This window comes from Flavobacteriales bacterium, from assembly GCA_025210805.1.
Lineage (GTDB): Bacteria > Bacteroidota > Bacteroidia > Flavobacteriales > CAJXXR01 > JAOAQX01.
Genome location: JAOAQX010000011.1, coordinates 1 through 26089 on the forward strand (window position 1 = coordinate 1; position 26089 = coordinate 26089).

The following is a 26089-nucleotide window of genomic DNA, read 5'->3' on the forward strand; positions in this document are numbered from 1 at the left end:
CACCAACTGCACTTCGTGGAGGTATTTTTCTTTTTCCTCCTCGGTGTCGCCATCATTGTCAAATACAAAATCGAGAATCCCGATAGTGTAAACAGATTTTAGTTCAAAATCCCACTCAGATTTTGGAGCTTGCTCTCTTATTGGAAAAGTAGAATAGAAAACACTTCGGTCTTTGAAAAATTTTTGTTTTGCCTTTTGAAGTTCTACAATAAATTTTTCTCCTTTTTCGTTCTCACAATAGATATCAAAAATGGCTTTTCTGTCAATTTGGGTAGAATCCAAATGTTCAGTCTTCATATAATTCAGTTCCACTATTCGTCCTTCGTTTTCCTTCAATAATTCATTCAGAAAATCCAATAACAAATCTTTGTTTGGCTCTTCACCAAACAATCTCTTGAAACCAAAATCGGTAAATGGATTGATGAATTTTTCTTGAAAACCAGACATTTTTTGAAATCTAATTGTTGTTTATTGTTCTCTATAAGAATGTTTTACAAAATTACTCTTAATTAAGAACTTTTCCAAAATGTTTTTAAAACAAAAAAAAGCAAGGTCTCTTCATAAAAAAAACCTTGCTTTTACGCTTTCTCCAATAAAATATTATTGTTTTAATGCAATCTCTTTCACTTGAAGAATTTCTTTAGAATCTTTATCAGAGACATAGGCAATCACTTTGATATTATTTAGATTCCAATCTTTTCCAACAGGAATAGAGAATTTTGATAATTCAAAAGTTTCTTTGTCAGAATAATTAGTTTTTGATTCACCTAGTGTATATCCAAAGGCATCAAGATGCGTATATCTCAAGATATGATTGTGTTCATAATTCGGATTCTCTTTTGGGTCCCCTTTATAATCTAATTGCCAATTGATAATTCCATTTTCAACCACAAAAACATTATAGTTTAATGCACCTGAATAATCATCGAGCATTTTTACTCTTAAAGAAGCACAGATTTCTTCATTAGAAAGCTTTGAAGCGACCATATTTATAGACATTTTTGGACTTTTACTCAATTCCTGATCCAGAAAATTCTTCCATGAAGATGCAGGTAAAATCGTGAATCCATCAAAATCTTTACGATTAATTAATCCCGCAGGAATTCCATCGTCTGTTACTCCAAAGTGCGCGTCTAATTTTTTTCCAATTTCTGTTCTGAAATCATAACGATATTTCTCTCCAGACGGTTCTGGCTGGTTAAAAGCAATAGAATTTCCATGGATAGCAACTACCACAAGATTTTCGTTATAAGGAGCCTCCTTCAACAATGCCTTTGCTTCTTTTGCTGCACTCGGGCAATTCCCACATTTATGCCCTGTATATTCTTCCAAGAGGACATTTCGTTTGGTTTGCTCTTCAGAATCCAAATACTGAGGTTCTGGACAGTTAGCATTGGTTTTTAACTCAGGTAAATAATCATCTTTATCTACTTCATCACAAGAAGTAAACAATGTCGAAAATGCAAGTGCCAAAGACACCGTGTATATTGTTTTTTTCATATTAGAATGTACTTGTAATCGTTAGTGTAAGACCATCAGATGCAGGAACAGCTCTACAAACTCCACCTACACAGAAAATCCCTTCTCTTTGTTTTCCATAAGTTGCAGAAATACTCGTTTTTCCATTTCTGTAACCTGCTGATAGAGTAGTATAGTGTTCTTTATTCGTGTTATTTCCGTAATTATACAGATCTTGAAGGGCTACAAAATATTTTTTGGTAGAAAATTCTACTAACCCCATTGCCCAGCTTCCCTCACTCAAACCACCTGTTTGGTCACTTGATAGATGCTGTAACTCTACACGAATATTTTTCTTTCTGTTTATTTTATATTTTGTTTCTAGGATTACTGTTTGTGCAGAGATAATCCCTTTTTTAGTCTCATCGGTAGTGGCAATTCCTGCATTTTGAGCGGTATTGTACTTGGTATTCATAAAAGCTAGAGTTGACTTCCATTTTTTATTAATCTTCTTTGTGGCTTCTATATAAAACTCATCAAATAATACTTTATTTTCTCCCGTAGTTTTATCTTTTGCAAATCCAAACCAATCTGCTTGACGATGGGTGATAAAATGACCTCCTTTTCCTTTATCTTCCACTGAATCTATGGCAATTCTATCAATTGCAAATGATTTTGAATAATTTGCTGAAATATACATTTTTCCTATTCCAGGAACAGATTTTGGCACTTTATAATTCAGCTCTGCCATATATCCTGCCTCTCCTATATTATTCACAGCATAGGGGAAAAACGTTGCCAATGCCCAAGTTTGTGGACGTGTTAAAGAAGGGTTGAAATTCACCAGTAAATTTTGACCTGAGGCATTTCTATCTGTTCTGAAATCCATATTGTCTATGTGCTTAGCACTTATTGTGGCTCCAAAACCTTTGGTTGAATATGAAACATTTGCCAAAAGTGCTCTTCCATCACTTAGTTCATTGTTGTTATGAACAGATGGATCTGCGGTTTTTCCTGCGAGTTCAACATTGGCTTGTATTCCTTTATGACTTATTCCTAATCTATATGAATATGCTCCCACATTTTCTGGGATATTCAAAATATTGTCATTCTTTTGATAACGAGAAATAAAAGAAGCTGCAAGGTTTATTTGTGGGAATCCTTCTTTTAATTCCAATGCTTCATTTAAATTAAAATCGGCATCCATTCCTCTTAAATAACCTGGGCTATACTCCCAAAAAATTCTTTGTTTTCCTACAAAAGCTTTTAAGTTAATTCCTGCTTTTGGGCTATACTTTACGCGTACTCCATCCATGGCATTGTCATATCCAAGATCACGCTCTTCATAACTTCTAAAAATCAATCCGCTACCAAATTGATCATAGAAATTCCCTACGGTAATGTCAAATCCTTTGTCTTTAAAATTCACATATCTATAGGCAATTCCTGCACCTTCATACCCTGGGGCAATCCCTAAAATTGGGGGTGAATAGTACTCAAATCGTAAACCTGCAGTAAAGTTTTTATATGCCATATTCACATTCGAGAATCCATTCATTAGGATTTTTTCGGGAACGTCTTTTGCTCCAATCGCTTCATTTTCCTTAGAGTGTTGAAAAACGGATTGAAAATTCCCTGAGATACTCAATTTATCAGTTTGAGCCATTGATTTCTCGCTCAAAAAAAGAAAGCAAGCCAATGAGCTTGCTATTATTTTGTTTTTCATACTTTTTGTGATTTACAAAAAATTAGGTTAAGATTTTTAGTATGATTTATTTAAGTAGTTTTTCTACTTCTTCCACAAGTTCGTCTTCATCACCGTCGCTATATCCATTATGACTATAAACGATTTCTCCTTTGCTGTTAACCACAAATGTGTGTGGAATAGAACCTACATTCATGGCTCTTTTAAAGTCTTGGTTTTTATCTAACAATACATTGAATTCCCAAGCTTTTCCATTAACCAATGGCTTTACTCTAGAGGCGGCTCTTGCGTCATCTATAGAAATGGCATAAAGCTCTACTCCTGTTTCTTCATTCCATTCTTCATACATCTCATTTATTGCATCAAGTTCTCTTTGACATGGTTTACACCATGTTGCCCAAAAACTAATTACAACTGGTTTATCTGAAACTAAAGAGGCGGTATTTACAGTTTTCCCATTCATATCTTTGATATCTACACTTGGAAGTTTTTTTTGTGCCACAGCTACAAATCCAAATGCTAGAAACAACATTGATAGTAATACTTTTTTCATAATCATTCTTTAAGTGTTAATAATTAACTATTGCAAGGTACTAAATTAATCCCTTTGGGTGTGTGGTATTCAAATTATATACCATTCATCCTGAAAGTTAAAATTTCTTAACTCGTTTTTTTAATAATGAATCAATTTTGAAACAGAATTACCTTTAGCATGGTGATAATTCAAATAATAAACTCCCATAGGGAAGTTACCCAAATTCATTTCTACAAAAGAAGATTCTACTTTTTTTGAGATCAAAGTTCTTCCTTGTACATCTTGAAGGGTTATTATTCCTCCTGAGGATAAATTCTCTAAACTAATCATTCCTGATTGGTACGTATATTCAAGTTCTGGGATATTTTCTTCTTCTACTTCCAAGTCATATCTTCTATAAAATTTCCTTCTGGCTTTATGCTCAAACTGATGATCGGTAAGTAAGCTGTCGCCTTGATCTGTTGTTACTAATAGATCTCCCATAGCATAACCATCGGGTGTATTTCCTGATAGTATCCCATTTCCTGTTTTGTCTTCTACTACTATTTCATAGCATTCAAAACCTCCGTATCCTACAAAAGCGGTATATTTATATTCTTTGTTTTCTTCCGTATATTTCGGACTTTTCACAAGGGTATCTCCATTTTCTCTAATGATTGACCAAGAAATTTCTTGTGGATAATAATCTGTCGTTAAGGTGATGAAAATTTTCTCAAAAACATCTCTACCTTCTCTCAAAATCTGATTAAAAGTATTGTTCTCTGGGTAAGGATCTTTTATATTATTGATGCTATCAATTTCAAATTCTAATAAATCATACCCTGAAATTCCATCTAAATCCATAAAAATGGTATCCACCTGATAAGGCGACAGAAAACCATTCCAATAAGTAACACCTCTAACAATTCCTGCTTCTTTAGCAGTAATTTTTGCTTTTGTTAATGGAAGTGTCTGTGAGTAGTTTTGGATATAAAATTGTGCTTGATGTGATTTATTACAATATTGATCATCGGCAATAAAGTTATAGATCTTTGCATCTAAAATTCGGTTTGAAAGTGGAGCACATTGTCCCGATAATGCTGTGATATAAGATGTATCGTCAAAAATAGACCCTTTTCTCACCATCCATCCTTTATCTGGACAAATAATTACAAACATCGGTTCGCTCAAGTCCCAATTATAAGCATCAAAGTCTTGAACATTTGAAACTACTGGGTATAAAATGTTATGGGTATTTGCAAAAGCAGACTCATTATTTGTTAAAGTATCCATGTCTATGGAAATTAAAATATGAGAGGCATTCCCAAAAAGTCCGTGTGTGTTATTGAGATCATTCATTCCTGGTCTTGAACTGATACTTGCAGGATGACTGGAATTATAAAACTCGAGAACTACCGTTCTATTTTGAGATAAATAGGTGTAGATATTATGAGAAACCCCGCTAATATCATCAAAAACCACATTGGGAGCCACTGGATGTGTAGGCTGTGCCGATAGTGGTATCAAAAACATAAGATAAACAGAAAATAAAATACTTCTTAGCATATTGCTTCGGTTTAGAATAGATCAAAACCAAAGATAATAAAATTGTGATGGATTTGATGTTCTTTACTTATTTTCTAAAAGATATCCTTGGAATTGTCTCCATTTCTATACCTCTTTTCCGAGTTTTTTCTGAAGAATCTGGATAAAAATTAATAGATTTTTATATTCGTTCATTATTTCATTCCTTTTCTCAGTTTCGGTACAGGCTTTTATTCGTTCTTGTATATTCTTGATATTTCCTTTGGCAAGTTCAAGTTGATATCGCCAGATATATTGATTAATTTTTTTCTCTAAAATTGTAGTTTCTTCTTTTACAAAAATATCATGTTTTTCCCAGTTCGCTAGTTGATGTCTTTCATGCAAAAGCTCACTTACATATTTCACTATTTCTTGATTTTCGCCTCTTAAAAGTGCACTAATAAAGTCTATTTCTTCCTCTTTATCTGATTGTTCTACACAGAAATTGTAAATTTCTCTATGGATTGGGAACTGAAAGGAAAATTCTTCTTCTTCCACACTATGCTCAATAAATTCGGCAACAGATATTTCTATAAACTCTTTCTTTTCTTCCTCAGATTCTATTTCTATGTGTAGAATCTCCTTTGAAAATTTCAAATAAATCTTCAAAAGGTTATATTCCAACTCTGTGGCTAGATCACTAAATTCTGCAAATGTTTTAGTAGTATCTACTACTGGAGTAGTAACTTCTTGGGCATATTCTGGATAAATTTCCAAATGTGCTTGCTGCTGTTGACGACTTTCTAATTTCTCTTTTCGCTCGGCTTCCTTTATATCGTCTTTTACCTTTTGTTTAAGCTGAGTTTGAAGTTCATTAAAAAGAACCTTTTCGTCTAGTTCAAGTTTTGGAGCAGCATTTTGTATAAAAACGGTTCTTTTTAGCGGATCAGGAACTTTGGCTATAGACCTAATAATACTCCTGAGCCAATTCGTTTTTTCTACAATCGTTTGGTTCTCTCCGTTTTTAAACAACTTGATCTTAAAATCTATAAAGGATACTGAATGCTCTTTGATGTAATTTTGAAGTTCTTCAGTTGTTTTTTGTTTTGAAAAGGAATCGGGATCTTCTCCATCGGGCAGAAGCAATACATTCACATTGAGCCCATACTCCAATATAATATCAATCCCTCTTAATGAAGCTTTAATTCCAGCAGCATCTCCATCAAAAATAACGGTAAGATTTTCTGTAAATCTTTTTATTAATCTTACTTGATCTGGTGTTAGGGCAGTTCCTGAAGAAGCAACGGCATTTTCTATTCCAGCTTGGTGTAAGCTAATTACATCTGTATATCCTTCTACAAGGATACAATTATCTTTTTTTACAATACTCTTCTTGGCTTGATAAATTCCGTAGAGCACTTGTGATTTATGGTAAATGTCACTTTCAGGCGAATTGACATATTTTGCTACTTTTTTATCGTTTCTTAAAATTCGAGCTCCAAAACCAATAACTCTTCCTGACAAGCTGTGTATTGGGAATATTAAACGGTCTTTAAAACGATCATAAACAGAACCATTGTCTCTAAAAACACTCAGTCCTGATTCTTGTAAATGTTCTCTTTTGTATCCCTTTTTTAAGGCAAACTGAGCAAAAGCATCCGATTTATTTGGGAGAAATCCTATTTTAAAAGTTTCTACACTTGCCGAAGATATTTTTCGGTCTTCTAAATAGGGCTGAGCAATCAGTCTTCCGTCCTGACTTTCTTTCAGCTGATTTACAAAGTACTCTTGTGCAAATTCCGTTAATAACAATAAGCTCTCTCTTTTGTTATAACGTTCTTTTTGTTCTTGGCTTACCTCTTCTTCTTCTACTTCAATATGGTATTTCTTTGCCAGTTGCTTTAGAGCTTCAGGATATGAAAGATGTTCGATATCCATAATAAAGCTAATAGAACTTCCTCCTGCAGAACAACCAAAGCATTTATAAATTCCTTTTGCTGGCGAAACACTAAAAGAAGGCGTTTTTTCATTATGAAAAGGACAAAGTCCTTGATAATTTGTACCTCTTTTTTTGAGATTCACATAATCACCCACCACTTCTTCTATGCGTACTGCATCATAGATTTTATCAATTGTTTGTTGGGTAATTTTTGCCATATTTTTAAGTAAAAGAGAGAGGTGCTGCTATTTAATTTCGTCTATCAAGTCCCCAAAGGAGTTTATTTCTTAGCGTAGAAGGATAATCATGATCTTCAAGCTCCACCATTTTGAGTGTCACGTCAGATTTTTTTAATTTAATTTCGGCACCCAATGAAACTGAATATATTCTTGAATCTAAACCAATCAAATACTCTTCTTCTCTTCCTTGAACGTGAACGGTAAGTTCATGTCCATCATCAATCACCAATGGGCGAACATTTAAGTTATGCGGAGCTATTGGAGTTATTACAAGGTTTTTGGATCCTGGCATAATAATCGGTCCTCCACAGCTTAATGAATATCCTGTGGATCCTGTGGGAGTAGAAATTATGAGTCCATCTGCCCAATAGGTATTTAGATATTTTCCGTCAATACACACTTTCACACTGATCATGGAAGTCGTATCTTTTCTATTGATGGTAATTTCATTTACCGCAAAATTCAACTCTCCAAAGATTCGCTGCATATTTTGCACAGCAATCAAGGTTCTTTCTTCTATCTTATAGCGTCCCTTTTTGAGCTGAAAGAGTGTTTTTTGGATATGATGTTTTGAAATATTCGCCAAAAAACCAAGCCTTCCTGTATTAATTCCCAAAATAGGAATTCCAAGGTCTCTCACTATTGTGGCAGCAGAAAGTATGGTTCCGTCGCCTCCAATGGTGATCATAAAATCAAACTCATCTTTTTCAAGATCTTCATAGTCTCTAAAAGTGGTGTATGAATTTTTAAGATCTATATTGATTTCCAAAGCCTCAGCCAAATCACTGTAAATAACCAGTTCACATTGATGTTTTTTGAGTTCATCAAACAATAATTGGATATAGTCTTTAGCTTGTTCGTAAAATCGAACTCCGTAAATAGCAAATTTCATATTGGCTTATTAAGGATTTAAGAATTTAAGAAATGATTGTAAACGATCATCAAGATCGTCATCATATTGATTTCGAGAATAGGTAAAAGCTACCTCATAGTTAAAGCGTTCTAAAGTGTGTAACGCTCTAGAGACTTCTTCTTTATTTAATTTCAAATGAACCAAAAGATAATCCGTTTCATCAATTTCCTGATAATATACAGAAGTGACAAGAAAACCATCAGCTTCCAATAGTCTAGTTAATTCATGTAATGAATAATCTCGACGATGCATTCTAAGAGAAAGAATACTCCCTTTCTCTGCAAAGCTCGTACTTTTATACAGTGCTGATATGATATCTTGAGGTTTGTAATAACCCAATAGTTGTTCCTGTTCATTAATCACAGGAAGTAAACTTAATTGATACTTTCCAATTGTTTTTATGACCTCAAAAATATGTGTTTGCGGAAATATTGAAATTCTAAGAAAGGGATGATTATTTTCTCCTACACTTTTACTTTCTGTATAATATTCAAACACGGCTCGATCCTCAATAAGACCCAAGTATTTGTTTTTATCAGAGATAACAGGTAAGTGAGAAACTTTGTTTTCTTCAAAAAGTTCCATAACTCGATATAGGGAATCATGAAGTCTCACTTCAATATCTTCGCAAGTGTGGTATTTTGTATTGGTAATCAATTTTTATCGACTGCTTTTTTACAAAGCTAAGTTATTTGAGATAATAATTTGCATGGAATAGAGCTCAGTCCTATACATTTCTAATAGAAAGTTTAATTCTCGTTCATTCATATGATAGATGAATTGTAAAATTAATGATAAAACTAGATTTCTAATGCCATAAATATATTGATATGAAAATCATTTAAACAAAAAAACCACTTCAAAAAATTGAAGTGGTTCTATAAACTCTATAATAAACGTCCTAATTCTAATGATCAGGTTCGTTATCTAATTTTGGTTGCGTTTGTGGTGTGTAATCTTGCCCTGCAATTAAGTAGTCGCTACCTTCTGCATTCATTTTAGAATAATCATAAGGCCAACGGTGTACTTCTGGTATTTCTCCTGGCCAGTTTCCATGAATTCTTTCTACTGGTGTAGTCCACTCTAGAGTGTTTGAATTCCATGGGTTTTGACCCGATTTTGTTCCGTTCCAAATGCTGTAGAAGAAGTTGAACAAGAAAATAACTTGAGCCAATCCTCCAATAATAGCGAAAACAGTGATCACTTCGTTGATTTCTACTAAATCATCAAACATTGGGAATGCTGAGTTTGAGTAATAACGTCTTGGAAGTGCTGCCAAACCTAAATAATGCATTGGGAAGAATGTTCCATAAGCAGTGATGATTGTGATCCAGAAATGTAGATAACCTAATTTCTTGTTCATCATTCTACCAAACATTTTTGGGAACCAATGATACACTCCTGCCATCATTCCAAATACTGCTGAAAGTCCCATTACAATATGGAAGTGACCAACAACGAAATATGTATCGTGAACATTAATATCCAATGTAGAATCTCCTAATACTAAACCTGTAAGTCCTCCTGTGATAAACGCAGATACTAATCCGATAGAGAAAAGCATTGCTGGTGTCATCTGTAGGTTACCTTTCCAAAGTGTAGTAAGGTAGTTGAAGGCTTTTACTGCCGATGGGATAGCGATCAATAATGTTGTAAAAGTAAATACCGAACCTAAGAATGGAGACATTCCAGATACAAACATGTGGTGAGCCCATACGATAAACGATAGGAAGGCAATACCAACGATAGATCCGATCATGGCTTTATATCCAAAAATTGGTTTACGTGCACTTGTAGAAATAACCTCTGAAGTTAATCCTAAAGCAGGAAGTAGTACGATATATACTTCAGGGTGTCCTAAGAACCAGAAAAGGTGTTCGTATAATACTGGAGAACCTCCATCATATCCTAGAACTTCTCCTCCAATAAGGATATCTGAAAGGTAGAATGATGTTCCGAAACTTCTATCGAAAATCAATAATAATACCGCTGCAAAAAGAACTGGGAAAGAAAGAACTCCGATAACTGCTGTTACGAAGAAAGCCCAGATTGTCAATGGTAAACGAGCCATAGACATTCCTTTTGTTCTTAAGTTTAACACGGTTACGATATAGTTCAATGAACCAATAGTTGATGAAGCAATGAACAAAGCCATTGAGGTCAACCAAATATTCATTCCTAATCCAGATCCTGGAATTGCTTGTGGTAATGCAGAAAGTGGTGGGTAAATAGTCCATCCCGCTGAGGCAGGTCCTGTTTCTACAAAAAGACCAATAAGCATTAAAACACTAGAGACAAAGAACATCCAGTATGAAAGCATATTCATAAAGGCTGAAGCCATATCTCTTGCTCCAATTTGCAATGGAATTAATAGGTTTGAAAAAGTTCCACTTAATCCTGCTGTAAGAACAAAGAATACCATAATAGTACCGTGGATGGTTACTAATCCTAAGTACATATTTGGATCCATTTGCCCATCAGGAGCCCATTTTCCAAGGAAAGTTTCTAATACAGGAAAGGCTTCATCCGGCCATGCAATTTGCAAGCGGAAAAACAATGACAAAGCCATTCCCACGAAAGCCATTAAGATTCCTGTAATCAAGAATTGCTTGGCAATCATTTTGTGATCCATACTGAAGATATACTTCGAGATGAAAGTTTCTTCATGGTGGTGTCCGTCGTGTGACATATCTATCTGCTAATTTCTTTATTAAACAATCCTTTTATAAACTTGAGATAAGTGTTTTTTGTTCACTTAACCACTTTTGGTATGAAGCTTCATCTTCAACTACCACTTTGATTTGCATATTGTAGTGAGCTGCACCACAAATTTTGTTACACATCAAAACGTACTCGAATTTATCGTCTCCTGTTTCTGCTTTCATATCAGCAGTTGTCTTTGTTGGTGTGAAAGTAAATAATGTTTCAGCACCAGGAACACAGTTCATCTGCACTCTAAAGTGTGGCATATAAGCCGAGTGAATGATATCTTGTGAGCGGAATCTCATTTGAACCTGTTTATTTACTGGTAAATGAATTTCTTTTACTTGGATATCGTCTTCTCCCATCATTAGAGCCTCTTCAGTTGATTGAAGAGCAATTGCTTGTACAGATTTTTTCATTTTCATCAATTTCTTGATGTTTTCTTCTGCGTTTTTTACCTTGAAAGCGTTTTTACTTGTTTCGGCTATTTTTTGTGCCGAAGCAATATCTTCACTCAAAGATTTCAAGCGTGCATCTGTTGTAGTTTTTGATACCAATCCTGTGATATTATTTCCTCCAACATATCGTACATTTCCTTTACCTAGCTTATTGTCTGCCCCAGCATAACGAGCTGTCCAGTCAAATTGCTTAGCATAAACTTCCATATAAATTGTTTCCTTATCCTTTGTATTTGGAAACATTACATCATTCCAAATGCTTAATCCGTAGGTAATCAAAACGGCAAGTGCAACAGCAGGAATTACCGTCCAGATAAGTTCTAATTTATTGTTATGCGAAAAGAATGTAGCTTTTCTACCTTTTACTCCTCTGTATTTAAATGCAAACCAGAACAACATTGGTTGTGTTATTAGGAATACCAAACAGATAATAATCATGGTAATTTGCATCAATCCATCATACTCTACACCATGCTCAGATGATGCAGGGGGTAGCATTACGTCCCACCAGCGGTAGGTCATATAGAAAACCGATACCATGAAAAGGATCATGAAAATAAGGAAATTAGTTCCTTGACGGTTGTTATCTCCAGTTGTAATATCGTCCGCGTTCTTACCTCCTAACTTAGAAGAAAGATTTAATAAACGAATGATCTGTGCTACTGTAAGCACAGCCAATACGATTACTGCTATTAACAAAAAGTTCATCATTGTCTTGAATTATTTGTCTTTAGTGAATTGTGTGATGTTTACTCTCTTCGTGCATAGGATGGTTTTCTTGAACCAATTTACGCTTAGAAAGCGAACGTAATGTTACGAATATAAATAGTCCCATGAATCCAAGGAATAATCCGATCTCGGTAAACCCGATATGCCAATGAGCACCAACAGATCCTGGCATGATCAACATATATGTATTCAGTGCATGACCTAATAACATGAAGATACCAGCGAAAGTAATCATCCCCATAGAACGTTTTGAATCTCTACTCATCAAGAATAGAATTGGAACTCCCCAGTTTAATACTACGGTTAATAAGAATGGTACTTTATATTCTTCAAATCTGATCCAATAGTATGTTACCTCTTCAGGAATATTGGCATACCAAATAAGCATGAATTGAGCAAACCAAAGGTAAGTCCAAAGATTTGAGAAAGCCAACATCATTCTTCCGTAATCATGGAAATGGTTTTCATTTACTTGTGGAAGGTATCCTAGTTTCTTTAAGAAAACAGTAATTAATGCCATTACAGTAATTGCCGAAACCCAGTATCCTGAGAATACAAACCATCCGTATAAAGTAGAGAACCAGTGTGGATCAATTGACATTGTGAAATCCCAAGCCATCATAGAAGATGTTACGGCAAAGAATACAGCAAATACAGCTGATCTTTTAAATGCTTTCTTATACCATTTTGTTCCACCTTCGTTGTCTTCTCGAATAGAGAATTTTGTTAATGCTCTACCAAAAAGAATCCATCCAACAATGTAGATAACTGCTCTTAGCAAAAAGAAAGGATTGTTTAGATATCCTGCCTTTCCTGCGATAAGTTTATCGTAATCTGGGTTTACAACGGCTCCAGCAACAGTATCATCATTAGTATATTCTAAAGCTCCTTCAGCTCCTGGAATCAGGTGAGTAAATCTCAAAGATTCATCCATCCAGTGATATAGGTGGTGTTTGTGCATTACTGCCATTACAATAATGAAAAGCATTACTCCACCCCCAACAACTAAGTAAGAATACATTGCTTGAGGAATTCTCAAGATTAGTGCAGACCAACCTGATTGTGATACGTATTGAATTGCATAGAAGAACAAAGCTCCTAAGGCAATGGTAAAGAAGAAGAAGTTTGCAAACATAAGTCCAGACCAAGGTCTTTGATGCTTGGCGTGGAAATAATGAATTGCGATATCGCTAACTCTCTCAACGGAGTCTGCGTCCTTCATTTCTTGTTCTGTAAAATGTGCATGATAATGATCCGCAAGTTTTTCGAAAAGTGGAGCGTAAACACCGAAATAGTGTGCATGCTCGCTATGAGGTAAATCGGCATCTTTTAGCGCTTGTGCTTTAATGTTTGCCTTAATCTCTTTTTCTGAAAATTGCTTATGCATATCAAATCCAAGTTCTTTAGCAAAAACTTCGACTTGGTGTTTTATTTCTTCATCGGTATGATGCTCAGAATTTGCAGACATAAACCCAAGGGTTCCCGCAATAACTCCAATAGCTATAAGGATGAAAGAAAAAACTTTTGCTTTTTGTGAAAAAGTATACATCGTTCCTAAGTAATTTTTCTATTATTTTTTCCCTTGTTGTAAAACGTGAACATATCCTGTGATCTTCCATCTTTCTTCAGCCGTAAGTTGTGAGGCATGAGGTCCCATGGCATTGAGTCCATAAGTGATGGTGTGATAAATATGTCCGTCTGTCAAATTCTTCATAGTGGATCCACTACGTCTTGCTTGTGCATCATCGGCATAAGATGGAACAGCTCCGTAGATAGGATTTTTAATAGATCCTTTCCCGTCTCCTTTCTTTCCATGACAATGGGCACAAAACTGAAGATAAAGTTTTTTTCCTTCCTTCGTTTCTTTTTCATTCATCTCGAAAGGGTTCTTCATTTCTTCACCTGCTTTTTTGTATCCCTCAAGATTGTTTTCATACTCAAATGGCATGAATCCTCTTGGAATGGTATTTTCTACAGGGGTTCTTGCAGCCATATTGTCCTCATAGATTTTATTTTCTCCATAAGTTTCATAAGATGGGCTACGGTACATATTTGGCATATACTCATATCCTGGATCATCTTTCCCGGCACCACAAGATGTAAGGGCGAAAGCGATACCCAAAGAAGCTACTATGGGCTTGGCTATGTTGGTAATAATCTTCATATCTTCCTTACTTATTCTTCAGTTTGAATTTTTACTTCTTCTGCTCCAGTTTCAAGCATCATAGCCTTCAACTCTTCTTCATTTCCATGAGCATGGATTTCCATCAAAAACTTATCATCTGTTGTTCTTGGATCTGGTGAAGTTGCATTCGAACCTGGATACAGTTTACAACGAATAAGATAAGTAATAATCATCAAGTGGGCAGCAAACATTACTGTTAGCTCAAATGTGATTGGGATAAAAGAAGGTAAGTTATCAATTAAGCTAAAGCTTGGTTTACCTCCAATATTTTGTGGCCAATTATAAATCATAATATACCACATCATCCACAAGGCGAAGATGGCTCCGATCACTCCATAAATAAATGAAGCAATTGCCAAACGGCTGTGTTTTAATCCAAGTGCATGATCGAGTCCGTGCACTGGGAAAGGTGTATAAACTTCATCGATATGAACGCCTTTTCCGCGGATATCTTTAACGGCATCCATTAGGATATCGTCGTCACCGTAAATTGCATATACTTTATTACTCATGATGATCTCCTCCTTTTTTGTATTGTGAACCTGAAGACTTAACGATAGATTTTAGTTCGGCCTGTGCAATTACAGGGAATGTTCTTGCATACAATAAGAAAAGTACGAAGAAGAATCCGATAGTACCAAGGTACACTCCTACATCAATAAATGTTGGTGAAAACATTGACCAAGAAGATGGCAAGAAATCACGGTGTAGAGAGGTTACGATGATTACAAATCGCTCAAACCACATTCCAATGTTTACAAAGATTGAAAGTACAAATGTAAACACGATGTTTGTTCTCAATTTTTTAGACCACATAAACTGTGGTGAGAATACGTTACAAGTCATCATTGACCAGTACGCCCACCAGTAAGGTCCTGTTGCTCTGTTTAGGAAAGCGTATTGTTCATATTCTACTCCAGAATACCAAGCAATAACAAGCTCCGTGATATAAGCAACCCCTACGATAGATCCTGTAACCATAATGATGATATTCATTAACTCGATATGTTGCATCGTGATATATGCTTCCATATTGGTTACTTTTCTCATTACAAGTAAAAGGGTTTGTACCATGGCAAATCCTGAGAAGATCGCTCCTGCAACAAAGTAAGGAGGGAAAATCGTGGTGTGCCATCCTGGAATTACAGAGGTAGCAAAGTCAAAAGATACAATGGTGTGTACCGAAAGTACCAGTGGCGTTGCAAGTCCTGCAAGAACCAAAGAGATTAATTCAAATCTTTGCCAGTCTTTAGCCTTTCCAGTCCATCCGAATGCAAGGATTTTATAAATTCTCTGTGTGTATTTTCCTACTCTTGCTCTGTCACGGATCATGGCAAAATCAGGAATTAATCCCATATACCAGAATACCAATGATACAGAAAGGTAAGTAGAAATTGCAAATACATCCCATAGTAGTGGCGAGTTGAAGTTTACCCAAAGGGTTCCCAACTCATTTGGGATTGGCATTACAAAATAAGCGAGCCAAGGACGTCCCATGTGAATGATTGGGAAAAGTCCGGCTTGGACTACCGCAAAAATGGTCATGGCTTCCGCAGAACGGTTGATTGACATTCTCCATTTTTGACGGAATAATAAAAGTACGGCTGAGATAAGGGTTCCGGCGTGACCGATTCCTACCCACCATACGAAGTTGGTGATATCCCAAGCCCAGTTAACGGTTTTGTTTAGACCCCAAACACCGATTCCCTCTGAAATGGTGTAAACAATGGATCCTATTCCCCATAGGAATGCTACAAGGGAAAAGCTGAAAAGAATCCACCAATGTTTATTGGCTTTTCCTTCTATCGGACGAGCGATATCCTCTGTGATTTCATGGTAAGTCTTATCTTCCAGAATAAGAGGTTCACGTATAGGTGATTCGTAATGCATAATAAACTGTTTATACTATCGCTAAAATTATAGGTTTCTTACTTTTGTTTGATACCACACAGATGGCTGTGTGTTCAATTGTTCTAGAGAGTGATAAGCTCTTGGTGATTCTTTCAACTCTGCCACTTCGTGGTCTTTGTTCATTGAATCTCCAAACACCATTGCTCCTGTGTCACACGCTAAAGTACAAGCGGTTTGTGCTTCGTGATCCTTCACTTGACGACCTGCTTTCTTGGCGTCTAGTTTTGTCTTTTGGATCATGTGTACACACATAGAACATTTTTCAATAACTCCTCTAGATCTTACAACTACATCTGGGTTCAATACCATTCTTGAGTATTCGTCATTCATTACGAAATCGAAATCATCATTTTGTGAGTATTGGAACCAGTTGAAACGTCTTACTTTGTAAGGACAGTTGTTTGCACAATATCTTGTTCCGATACAACGGTTATAAGCCATGTGGTTCAACCCTTCACGTGAGTGTGAAGTTGCAGCTACTGGACATACATTCTCACATGGAGCATGATTACAGTGCTGACACATTGTTGGTTGGAATACCACTTGTGGAGTTTCTGAAGGAATTTCCATGTCTAAATACATGTCAATTACATCCATCAATCCATCTGTATTGGCATTTTCTTTTGTTGTATCAGATGAGTAATAACGGTCGATACGCAACCAGTGCATCTCACGTCCTACTCTTATTTCTTCTTTTCCTACAACTGGTACATTGTTTTCTGCATGACAAGCTACCACACAGGCTGCACAACCATTACATTTTGTAAGGTCGATGCTCAAATTCCAGAAATGTACATCTCTTTCAAATTCTTGCCAAAGGGTTACTTTTTCTACATGCTTCTTTCCTTTATGAGTATCAAGGAAAATATGATCGGTTCCAGCAGTTGGGTCTTTTTGGAATTCAGCAAAAGTAGTTTCTTTGATGATTTCCGAACGATCCATAGCAGTTGAAGCAACTTGTGTAAGGGCAAATTCGTGACCTCCACTTGCTCCAGAAGTTTTTTCAATTTTGAAGTTATCGCTTGTCAATGAGAAGTTGTTGTACAACTCATAAGCATTGATTCCAAAATTAAATACTTCTTTACCTGCATGGGTTCTACCATATCCTACAGCCAATCCTACTGTACCTCTTGCTTGTCCTGGTTGAACAAGTACTGGTACTTTTTCAATAGTTGTAGATCCGTTGCTCAATGTTACATAAGCTCCGTTGATAGATCCGTTTGATTGCATTTCGTTTTCAAGTCCCCATTCTTTAGCATCTGAAGCGTTTACCGTAAGGTAGTTGTCCCAAGTTGCTTTAGAAATTGGATCTGGAAGTTCCTGTAACCAAGGGTTGTCAGCATGACTTCCGTTTCCGATACCAGACTTTGTATAAAGAGTCATTTCAAGTCCAGAAGCTTTTCCTGCATTAGCCTTAATCGCATTGGCAATAGCCATAAAATCAACAGCTGATGAAGTTGCCGTTTCTGGTGTTTCTGTTTCTGCTGCTACTACTGGTGCTTCTTCTGTTGGAAGAACAGCTGCCGCTTTCGTATCTGCTAAGAAACCATCATGAAGACATTGATTCCAGCTTTGTCCGTTTAACAAATTGGTATCCCAATAAGTTTTTAGGGCTGTGTAGGCATCAGTCTCTTCACCTAACCATTTCAATAATGATACATTCCATTGGCGTGTATCAAATAATGGTGAAATAGTAGGTTGGATTAATCCAATATAGTTTTTTGTTGGTTGTGCATCTCCCCAAGATTCAAACAAATGATTATCTGGAGTGATATACTCACACAAAGCTGTAGTTTCGTTTTCTTTTAATGTAAAAGAAACAGTGAGTGCTACTTTTTTAATAGCATCTGCAAATTTAAGGCTCGATGGAAGTGTGTAAGCTGGGTTTACATTGTGAAGCATTAAAGCTCCAACTTTTCCAGCGTTCATATCTTTGATAAGTTGAGCAACATCTGCGTCATTTCCTTGTCTTTGGAAAGATACATTGTCCATATCAATAGTAGATCCATAAGAAGCAATCAATTCGTTGATCTTATTGACTACCATTTGGATATTTTTATCACTTGAACCAGAAACAACCAATGATTTCCCTTTGGCTACCCAAAGTTCATTGGCTACAGTTTTTAGTTGCTCATCAAGATTAGATTTTTTTGAACTGTAGGTTTGAGCACCTGCTTTTTGAGCAAGCATATTGTACAAGTTCAAAAGTAAAAGTCCTTCTTGTGATGGTTTGATTGGGAATCTATAATCGGCATTGGAACCTGTTAGAGACATATTTGCCTCAAACTGGTAATGCTTATTCATTCTTCCTGACTCTGGATTTCTTCCTTTGGCATAATCGGCACCAAATTCATTTTCTGTCCAGTCTTGGATAAAATCGGCTCCGAAAGAAACGATGATATCTGCTTTATCAAACTTATAAGTAGGTAAAACTCTTTTTCCAAACATTTCTTTGTTTGCATCTAGCATGGCACTGTAAGAAACAGCATCGTAGGTTACATGCGAAAAGTTTGTATAAGTTGTTTTGTATTTTTCAATAACTGCTTTTATTGATGGTGAGATGATTGTTGAAGTCATCAATACCATTCTTTTATCGGCAGAAAGTGCTTTTAGTTTTGAAGATATTTCTTTGTCAACTGTTTCCCAGTTTGAGTCTTCTCCCCCTTTCATTGGGTTAATTACTCTTCCTGAATCATACAAAGAAAGTAGTGATCCCATCACACGAGCCGAAAGACCTTTTCCGTAGGCTGCATCTGGGTTTGCTTTTAAGAAAATAGGACGACCTTCTCTGTTTTTTACTAAAACAGATGCGTAGTCATGTCCATCAAAGTAAGTAGATGCATACCAGTTGGCTTCTCCAGCAACTACTTCTTCTGGTTTTACAACATAAGGAATTGCCTTGTAAACAGGAGCTTCACATGAAGCAATTGTTGCCGCAGCGGTACTAAATCCTACAAACTTCAAGAAATCACGTCTTGATGTTGATGATTCTTCTACCTTTTCCGTTGTTTCCTCAGGAGATTCTTGAAACTCTCTTGACTGTATTTCCTCGATTGCAGGATGTTTTTCTAACTCCTGAATACTTGAATAATATATTTTTTTACTAGCCATTTTTTTTAGTAATTAGGAAATTAGTAGTGACATTTTCCACATTCTAAACCACCAATTTTATCGACAGTCATCTTCTCTCCATGGAATTTTTCTGCCCAACGCTTATTGAGGTTTTCGTAATAAGGGTTATCCGTATTGATTTCTGTCTTTCTATGACACTCAACACACCATCCCATAGTAAGTGGGGCATGTTGTTTTACTTCTTCCATAGTCTCGATAGGACCGTGACATGTTTGACATTCAATTCCTCCTGCGCTTACGTGCTGAGAGTGGTTGAAATATGATAAATCTGGCAAATTGTGGATTTTCACCCATTCAATTGGCTTTTGATCATAGTTTTCTTTATATGAACGTACTTCAGGGTCGTATCCTATTGCTTCGTAAATCTTACTGATTTCTTTGGTTCCTGTGTTTGTTCCTTCGTTAATATAAGTATGACAATTCATACAAACATTAGCAGAAGGAATTCCTGCCGTTTTTGAGTGACGAGCACCCGAGTGACAGTAATTACAGTCGATTCCATTATCTCCAGCGTGAATTTTGTGTGAGAAAGCTATGGGCTGTTCTGGCTGATATCCTTGGGCTACCCCAATGGTATCAAAAACGCCTTCCCAAGTATCTTTTACTCCTAAAATAACCAAAACTGAAACAATTACAATGGTAACACCTGGATTTCTTTTCAGCCAAGCTTTCACTTGATTGAGCATCGTTGGTGTTTCGTCATCCATTGCTTCTTTTACAGCGTTTTTAGCCTTTACAGCCGCCATAAAACTTGCCAACAAGATTACCAAAGCAGCGATAATGGCAATTATTCCGCCACTTCCGTTGTCTTCTTCCACTGCACCACCGTTGGTAGTAGCAGCTGCTTCTTGTTTCTTTACTGGTGGATTTTCGATATAAGCCAATACATCGTTTATTTGCTCGTCTGAGAAGTGAGCAAATGCCGTCATCGGTGACTTATTGTACTCTTCGAAGATAGCAACCGCATCAGGATCTCCTGCTTTGATCATATCTTGTGAGTTTCTAATCCAGCTAACGAGCCATTCTTTTTCCCTCTTTTCTGTAACTCCAGAAAGAGCGGGACCTACTAGTTTTTTGTTTAAGGCGTGACAAGCCGCACAATTCGCTTTAAAAAGCTCCTCTCCTTTGGCTGCATCTTGGGCATTAGCAGGCGTACTCATTAAAAATGAGAACCCTGTGAATACCACAGCAAAAACTAGCAGTTGTAAAGACTTCAATTTTGTCATTACTTTTTGAGTCAGTTTATCTTAATTCAACTAAGCCTTAACACCTGATAATCAATTAACTACGTGATTTATAGCGCTTTCCTCTCAGATCTAAGGTTCTTCCATCACTTGCAAAAATAAAATTTTCATTGCTTTAACTTTTATTAAGAAACCTTTTTTTTTGCAGTTTAAAACGATTCTAAATAAGATAGTTTTTAAGTTTTTTTTCAATAATGAAAATTCGGCTTCACAAATGAATTGATTAAGGGGGTTTTAGCACTAGTTCTCTCTTCCCACTAATTCCAAAACTAGGGTATTTCCGCTTCTATTTTTCATTTCCATTTTTAGAAATCCGTATTTAGGATGATAGGTATATTTTCCTTTTCCAAACTTATTCGTCCCTTGTAAAAGAAAAACAAGCTTTTTTCCATAAAAAGTATTTCGATACACTTGTGCTGTGGTTTGAAATTTTACTCCTTGGTATTCCCATTTCTGACCAACAAATATGTTCTTTGAAGCATTGGGAGGGGGAATTTTAGAAAATTCTTCCATAAAATAGGCTTGAGGGAATTCCATATTTAACGCCTCCTTGTCCTCAAAAACATGGTGTTTTTCAGAGATCCCTAGTTTTCCATGTGGTCTATTCCAGAATTCCCACCGAACTTCCGTATTGAGCGTATTTGTATGTTCTGTATTCTCATGACTCACCAAAACCACTTTATCTATCGGGTATATATTTTCTATACCTTCGGCTCTGTCTCCTTTTCTTTCTTTTCTCCAATCGAATTGTTTTTTAGTCGCATCCCATACTATCACAATTTGACTTTTCACTTTATTTGCATCTTGAATCCAAATATTATAAGTGTACTTTTTTCCAGATGGAAAAACAGTGTTATCCTCATTGGCTTTGTTAGGCGCTCCACTGTCTTTTATCACCTCCTGATTATCCTTATAAAGATCTGGCACTGAATCGCAAGAAAAAAAACTCATTAAAATAAAAAGTACAAAAAGCCGTTTTGTAAGCATCATAATCAAATAATTTTAGGCTTAAAGATAAAAATACCTCAGTAAAAATGAGTTTATTTTTGGTTTTTATGTTTGTGGAGCTTATATTTCTAGATAGTTATCCTGTAAAAAAAAAAAAAAAAAATCAAAGCAATCACCCTACCTGTTTAACCGACTATTATAGCCTGTCACGACTTTTTGTGATGTGAATTCTTTGTACAGAAATAATGTATTGGTGAAAATCTATATTATTAAAAATCAACGCTTCAATCTTATATTTAACATAGATTTAGTAACTTGTACCTGAATTAGTTCATTCCATTTCGGAATACACGAATAATTAACCTAAATTTATTTACTTATGAAAAAGCTATTTTTTATCACCACATTTCTATTCTACTGTACGAGTATGATTGCTCAAGTTGGAGCATTCAAAATTAGGAACGATGCCGCCATTCAACTTGGATATAGTAATTATAGGTATCTCACCTTTGGTATTGGAGAAGACCCAAATAACAATAATGGATCATGGTCTATCGAACATTGGAATCATGGACTTAATTTTTGGAAACCTTGGAATTCTTGGCATTCTGGAAATTATAAAATGTTTATCCACGATGCTGGTTTTGTAGGAATCAATATGAAACCCAATGAAGGCTATGTCCAACAAGTCGCAACAGGTTCTTTTCTCTGGTGGTCCACCTACAGTACGCAAAGCAACTTTCGTCTCCAAGTACGAGGTAACACTATATCTCATGGGAATTATGTATGGAGTGGGCAGAGCATGAAAAAGAACATTAATAGCCTAGATCATGGGTTGTCCAGTATTATGAAAATGAGACCCGTTAGTTATCATTATGATTTGACCGTTTCACCTGGAGACTCTTTACCTCTATCTGATAGCGACCCTGTTAAAAACGCAACTCTTCAAGCCGAAAAAAATAGAAGTTTACCTGAGGCTACAGAGCCTAAACATTTTGGTTTTATTGCAGAAGAGATAGATACCGTTTTCCCTAATATTGTTTCTCAAATTCAAGGTATAGAAGGTGTAAATTATACAGAAATCATCCCTGTTTTAGTCAAAGGGATACAAGAACAGCAACAAATCATTGAGAGTCTAAAATCTGAAGTCAACAGGCTGAATGATTTAGTAGAAAGTATCAATACCGATATTATCAATGAAAAAGGAATTACTGCCAGTTTAGGACAAAACACTCCAAATCCCTTTAATGCCACAACCTCTATCTCCTATGATATTCAGTCTGCTTTCACTGAAGCCCAAATAGTCGTTTATGATTTTTGGGGACAACAAAAAGACGAATATGATATATACTCCACAGGAGCAGGAACCTATACTTTGGATGCCTCATCGTTGCCTGCCGGAACTTATCACTATGTCCTGATAGTTGATGATTATGTGGTTGATTCCAAGCTAATGCTCATCATTCACTAATTCTAAAGTATAGGATATGAAACCACTGAAGATACACATATTATTGTTTGTGCTACTACTCTCCACTTCGTCAGGGACAGTAGCACAGAGTTTACCTATAGGGGAGAATTATCATCTAGTTTTTAATGATGAATTTAGTGATAGTCTCATCAATACAGACAAATGGGAACAAAAAACACCATGGAACACCGCTACTAATCTATTCATTGACTATTACGATGATGGAACAATTAAAAAAATATATGAACTGGCTTATCATAAATGGAGAGACCAAACAACCGATTACCGACCAGATACCACAAACTGCAAGGTCTCTAATGGTACGGTAAAACTATATACCCGAAAAGAAAATTACGATGGTAATATCTGGGTTTGGGCACCATGCTACGCCAATGGAATAACCATAGACGGTGATTCTTGTGATGATATGGTATATGGCCCTGGGGAAGATATTTCATCCTCTACTGGGTATAGATGCTTTGTAAGTAGCCGATATTTACCTTATAAGTACACTACAGGAATGCTCTTTTCCAAAAAAAGCTTTAAATATGGCTATTTTGAAATCCGTTTTCGCCTTCCTCCGCCCCCTACTGCCCCCAAAAGACATATTGGGTTTGGACCCAATTTTTGGCTCTATAGTGCTGATAAAGATGGATCAAATTTCGGGTACGAAAATCACTGGAGTGAGATCGATATTTTTGAAATTGGCTATGACCAAGAGAACAATCTAAGCAATCTTTATACTACCAATGTGCATTATAGACCAATAGGTAGTGCTAGTAGTCATATCTCTAAAACAGGAAGACATGGCTATATCAGCTCAAACGAATGGCACACAGCTGGTATGCTTTGGACTTCGTCCGAAATAGAATTTTATCTGGACGGAGTAAAAATCAGAGACTTTGAGCAAGAAATATCTATGCCAACAGACTCCCTCGTTCCTATGCCTCTTTGGATAGATATCTATTCTCCCAATAGAAATTTTGGAATCGATTTTGACACACTAAGCACCAACGGAACTGCATTCCCTTATGTATATGAACTAGACTATGTGAGGGTATATCAGCTAAAACAAGCTTGTGAAATATCCAAACAGTATTGTTCTGTTTTTGATGCAAGCACTTATGATGAACAACTCTATAAAAATATTGAATTTGGAGGGCTAGGTTGCCAACTAAATCTCGATAATTCGGAAGAAGTCACTTTTATGAGCGCTGAGGATATCGTATTTCACAATCAGGTGGAATTAAAACCTCAGGCAACCACCATTTTTGGAACACATATTTGTGAGCCTTATGACCTTATACCAAAAATAGAACCCGACACCACAGTGGAACCCCCTCTATATTCTAAAATAAAATTTCTATCCGATGAAAACTAATTTATCATTAATTCTTCTTCTTTTGAGTATAGCAATTCACAATTCCTACGCTCAAATAACACCGGATTCGCTTTTGGGTGTTTATGTTGGGAAGTACTATAATAATCATAATGCTAATTCTGACAATTGGTATATCGTTTCTGAGAATTGGACTGTACCCATCAAGGATTTAGATACACTAAATTGTCTTTCAAATAAAAGCATCACTCCATCTGGGAGTCAGCCATTTGTTTTCACTACTCCTTATGATTTTTGTAATTCAGATTTTGAGTATCAAGAAAACAATCCCGACTACTATAGATTTAATAGATTTTACGGAAAAGACAGTCTATGGGGCAATAATGAATTCATTCCAGGTCCACCACCTACAGGAACTCCATATTCCACAAGATTTATCGGGAAAAAGATGTATGAAATAGGAACAACAGAGCTGGAAAACATGCTTGCTATTCAAGTATATCCTAACCCAGCCAAAGAACTACTCAATATCCGTACAGAAGAAGATATACAGGCGGTGGATATTCATATCTTTAATAGCAGAGGGCAAAGAGTGAAAACTTTTATAGAAAAGTACCATAAAAACTGGCTACAGGTAGATGTTTTAGATCTTCCCAAAGGAATTTATTATATCAAAATAACTTCCTTTGGAAGGGTATTTCATCAGAAATTTATTAAGATATGAAACATATTTTTTTAATCCTTCTTCTTTTGAGTATAGCAATTCACGATTCCTACGCTCAAATAACACCGGATTCGCTTTTGGGTGTTTATGTTGGGGATCGTTTCAAAAAAACCAATGCCTATTCAAATGAATGGCTTCTGACTTCTAAGAATTGGGTAGTCACAGTGGACAAATTGGACACTACAACCTGTATTATTAGTGAAACCGTTACCCCTTGGGGTAATGCTACAATATATCTTTATACATCTTATGATTTTTGCTTTGCAGATTTTAATTATCAAGAAAATGACCCCAACTATTATAAGTTTAGTTGGTTTTATGGAAAAGACAGTCTTTGGGCTAATAATGAATTCATTCCAGGCCCTCCTCCAAGTGGAACCCCATACTCTTTAAGATTTATCGGGAAAAAGATGTACGAAATAGGAACAACAGAGTTGGAAAATATGCTCGCTATTCAAGTATATCCTAACCCAGCCAAAGAACTGCTCAATATCCGTACAGAAGAAAACCTAGAGGCGATGGATATTCATATCTTTAATAGCAGAGGGCAAAGAGTGAAAACTTTTATAGAAAAGTACCATAAAAACTGGCTACAGGTAGATGTATTGGACCTACCCAAAGGGATCTATTATATCAAAATAGCTTCCTTTGGAAGGGTTTTTCATCAGAAATTTATTAAAATATGAAAAGAACAATAATCTTGCTTTCAACTGTCATCCTATTATTCATCGGATATTATATTTTGAACAATAAAGACGAAAAGGACATACAGAACCCCCTAAAAACTCAAACAAAACCGAGCAAAAAAGAAATTCCAAAGGATATCAACCTTTCAGATTTCCTTACCGAGTATAAACAAGGGGAAATCAACCTAGATATTGAAGCTAAACTAACGTGAGTTCGACGTAAGAATCGAGCTACACTTCGACGCTATCGCTTTGATTTTCTTTCTT

General features: G+C 35.9%; 21 protein-coding genes and 1 pseudogene. 5 read left to right on the forward strand and 17 right to left on the reverse strand.

Going from position 1 to position 26089, the window contains the following annotated elements:
* The 17 genes and pseudogenes from N4A45_05560 to N4A45_05640 form a co-directional block, all read right to left on the reverse strand.
* A partial coding sequence (locus tag N4A45_05560) for an Rpn family recombination-promoting nuclease/putative transposase (protein MCT4664682.1) occupies window positions 1-447 on the reverse strand: 447 nt, incomplete at its 3' end.
* Window positions 448-600: 153 nt separating this feature from the next.
* Window positions 601-1500, reverse strand: coding sequence for an Omp28-related outer membrane protein (locus N4A45_05565; GenBank protein ID MCT4664683.1), 900 nt, complete (start codon window positions 1498-1500; stop codon window positions 601-603).
* 1 nt (window position 1501) lies between these two features.
* The gene (locus tag N4A45_05570) at window positions 1502-3184 is read right to left on the reverse strand and encodes a DUF6029 family protein (protein ID MCT4664684.1); all 1683 of its coding nucleotides are present in this window, start codon (window positions 3182-3184) and stop codon (window positions 1502-1504) included.
* A gap of 46 nt (window positions 3185-3230) precedes the next feature.
* Window positions 3231-3716 (reverse strand): TlpA family protein disulfide reductase, encoded by a 486-nt coding sequence (locus N4A45_05575; GenBank protein ID MCT4664685.1) that lies wholly within the window; start codon window positions 3714-3716, stop codon window positions 3231-3233.
* A gap of 120 nt (window positions 3717-3836) precedes the next feature.
* Window positions 3837-5243 carry a hypothetical protein gene (locus tag N4A45_05580; protein MCT4664686.1) on the reverse strand — a complete coding sequence of 469 codons (1407 nt, stop codon included), beginning with the start codon at window positions 5241-5243 and terminating at the stop codon, window positions 3837-3839.
* Window positions 5244-5348: 105 nt separating this feature from the next.
* The gene (dnaG, locus tag N4A45_05585) at window positions 5349-7358 is read right to left on the reverse strand and encodes a DNA primase (GenBank protein ID MCT4664687.1); all 2010 of its coding nucleotides are present in this window, start codon (window positions 7356-7358) and stop codon (window positions 5349-5351) included.
* Window positions 7359-7389: 31 nt separating this feature from the next.
* Complete coding sequence (locus N4A45_05590) at window positions 7390-8271, reverse strand: NAD kinase (protein MCT4664688.1); 882 nt, start codon at window positions 8269-8271, stop codon at window positions 7390-7392.
* Between the two features lie 9 nt (window positions 8272-8280).
* Complete coding sequence (locus N4A45_05595; protein ID MCT4664689.1) at window positions 8281-8949, reverse strand: CBS domain-containing protein; 669 nt, start codon at window positions 8947-8949, stop codon at window positions 8281-8283.
* A 250-nt stretch (window positions 8950-9199) separates the two neighbouring features.
* Complete coding sequence (locus N4A45_05600; protein ID MCT4664690.1) at window positions 9200-10981, reverse strand: cbb3-type cytochrome c oxidase subunit I; 1782 nt, start codon at window positions 10979-10981, stop codon at window positions 9200-9202.
* A 34-nt stretch (window positions 10982-11015) separates the two neighbouring features.
* On the reverse strand, window positions 11016-12164 hold the full coding sequence (locus N4A45_05605; GenBank protein MCT4664691.1) for a cytochrome c oxidase subunit II: 1149 nt from the start codon (window positions 12162-12164) through the stop codon (window positions 11016-11018).
* A 19-nt stretch (window positions 12165-12183) separates the two neighbouring features.
* Window positions 12184-13731: a quinol:cytochrome C oxidoreductase gene (locus tag N4A45_05610; GenBank protein ID MCT4664692.1), complete on the reverse strand. Its 1548-nt coding sequence runs from the start codon at window positions 13729-13731 to the stop codon at window positions 12184-12186.
* A 21-nt stretch (window positions 13732-13752) separates the two neighbouring features.
* Window positions 13753-14346: a cytochrome c gene (locus N4A45_05615; GenBank protein MCT4664693.1), complete on the reverse strand. Its 594-nt coding sequence runs from the start codon at window positions 14344-14346 to the stop codon at window positions 13753-13755.
* An 11-nt stretch (window positions 14347-14357) separates the two neighbouring features.
* Window positions 14358-14879 carry a DUF3341 domain-containing protein gene (locus N4A45_05620; protein MCT4664694.1) on the reverse strand — a complete coding sequence of 174 codons (522 nt, stop codon included), beginning with the start codon at window positions 14877-14879 and terminating at the stop codon, window positions 14358-14360.
* A gap of 13 nt (window positions 14880-14892) precedes the next feature.
* A pseudogene (gene nrfD, locus N4A45_05625) lies at window positions 14893-16257 on the reverse strand (polysulfide reductase NrfD).
* 27 nt (window positions 16258-16284) lie between these two features.
* The gene (locus N4A45_05630) at window positions 16285-19389 is read right to left on the reverse strand and encodes a TAT-variant-translocated molybdopterin oxidoreductase (protein MCT4664695.1); all 3105 of its coding nucleotides are present in this window, start codon (window positions 19387-19389) and stop codon (window positions 16285-16287) included.
* A gap of 20 nt (window positions 19390-19409) precedes the next feature.
* Window positions 19410-20636 (reverse strand): c-type cytochrome, encoded by a 1227-nt coding sequence (locus tag N4A45_05635; protein ID MCT4664696.1) that lies wholly within the window; start codon window positions 20634-20636, stop codon window positions 19410-19412.
* 258 nt (window positions 20637-20894) lie between these two features.
* Entirely contained in the window at window positions 20895-21644 is a 750-nt protein-coding gene (locus N4A45_05640) for a hypothetical protein (protein MCT4664697.1), read from the reverse strand.
* 337 nt (window positions 21645-21981) lie between these two features.
* Between N4A45_05640 and N4A45_05645 the strand changes: the two genes are divergently transcribed.
* Genes N4A45_05645 through N4A45_05665 form a run of 5 tightly spaced genes read left to right on the forward strand, consistent with a single transcriptional unit; the run spans window position 21982 to window position 26034 of the window.
* Window positions 21982-23073, forward strand: coding sequence for a tail fiber domain-containing protein (locus N4A45_05645; GenBank protein ID MCT4664698.1), 1092 nt, complete (start codon window positions 21982-21984; stop codon window positions 23071-23073).
* A gap of 16 nt (window positions 23074-23089) precedes the next feature.
* Window positions 23090-24454, forward strand: coding sequence for a glycoside hydrolase family 16 protein (locus tag N4A45_05650; protein MCT4664699.1), 1365 nt, complete (start codon window positions 23090-23092; stop codon window positions 24452-24454).
* A complete protein-coding gene (locus N4A45_05655) occupies window positions 24444-25136 on the forward strand; it encodes a T9SS type A sorting domain-containing protein (protein MCT4664700.1) in 693 nt (230 codons plus the stop codon). Before N4A45_05650 ends, N4A45_05655 begins: the two co-directional genes overlap by 11 nt.
* Window positions 25133-25822 carry a T9SS type A sorting domain-containing protein gene (locus N4A45_05660; protein MCT4664701.1) on the forward strand — a complete coding sequence of 230 codons (690 nt, stop codon included), beginning with the start codon at window positions 25133-25135 and terminating at the stop codon, window positions 25820-25822. The genes N4A45_05655 and N4A45_05660 overlap by 4 nt, the downstream gene beginning before the upstream one ends.
* Window positions 25819-26034, forward strand: coding sequence for a hypothetical protein (locus tag N4A45_05665; protein MCT4664702.1), 216 nt, complete (start codon window positions 25819-25821; stop codon window positions 26032-26034). Before N4A45_05660 ends, N4A45_05665 begins: the two co-directional genes overlap by 4 nt.
* Window positions 26035-26089: the final 55 nt, after the last annotated feature.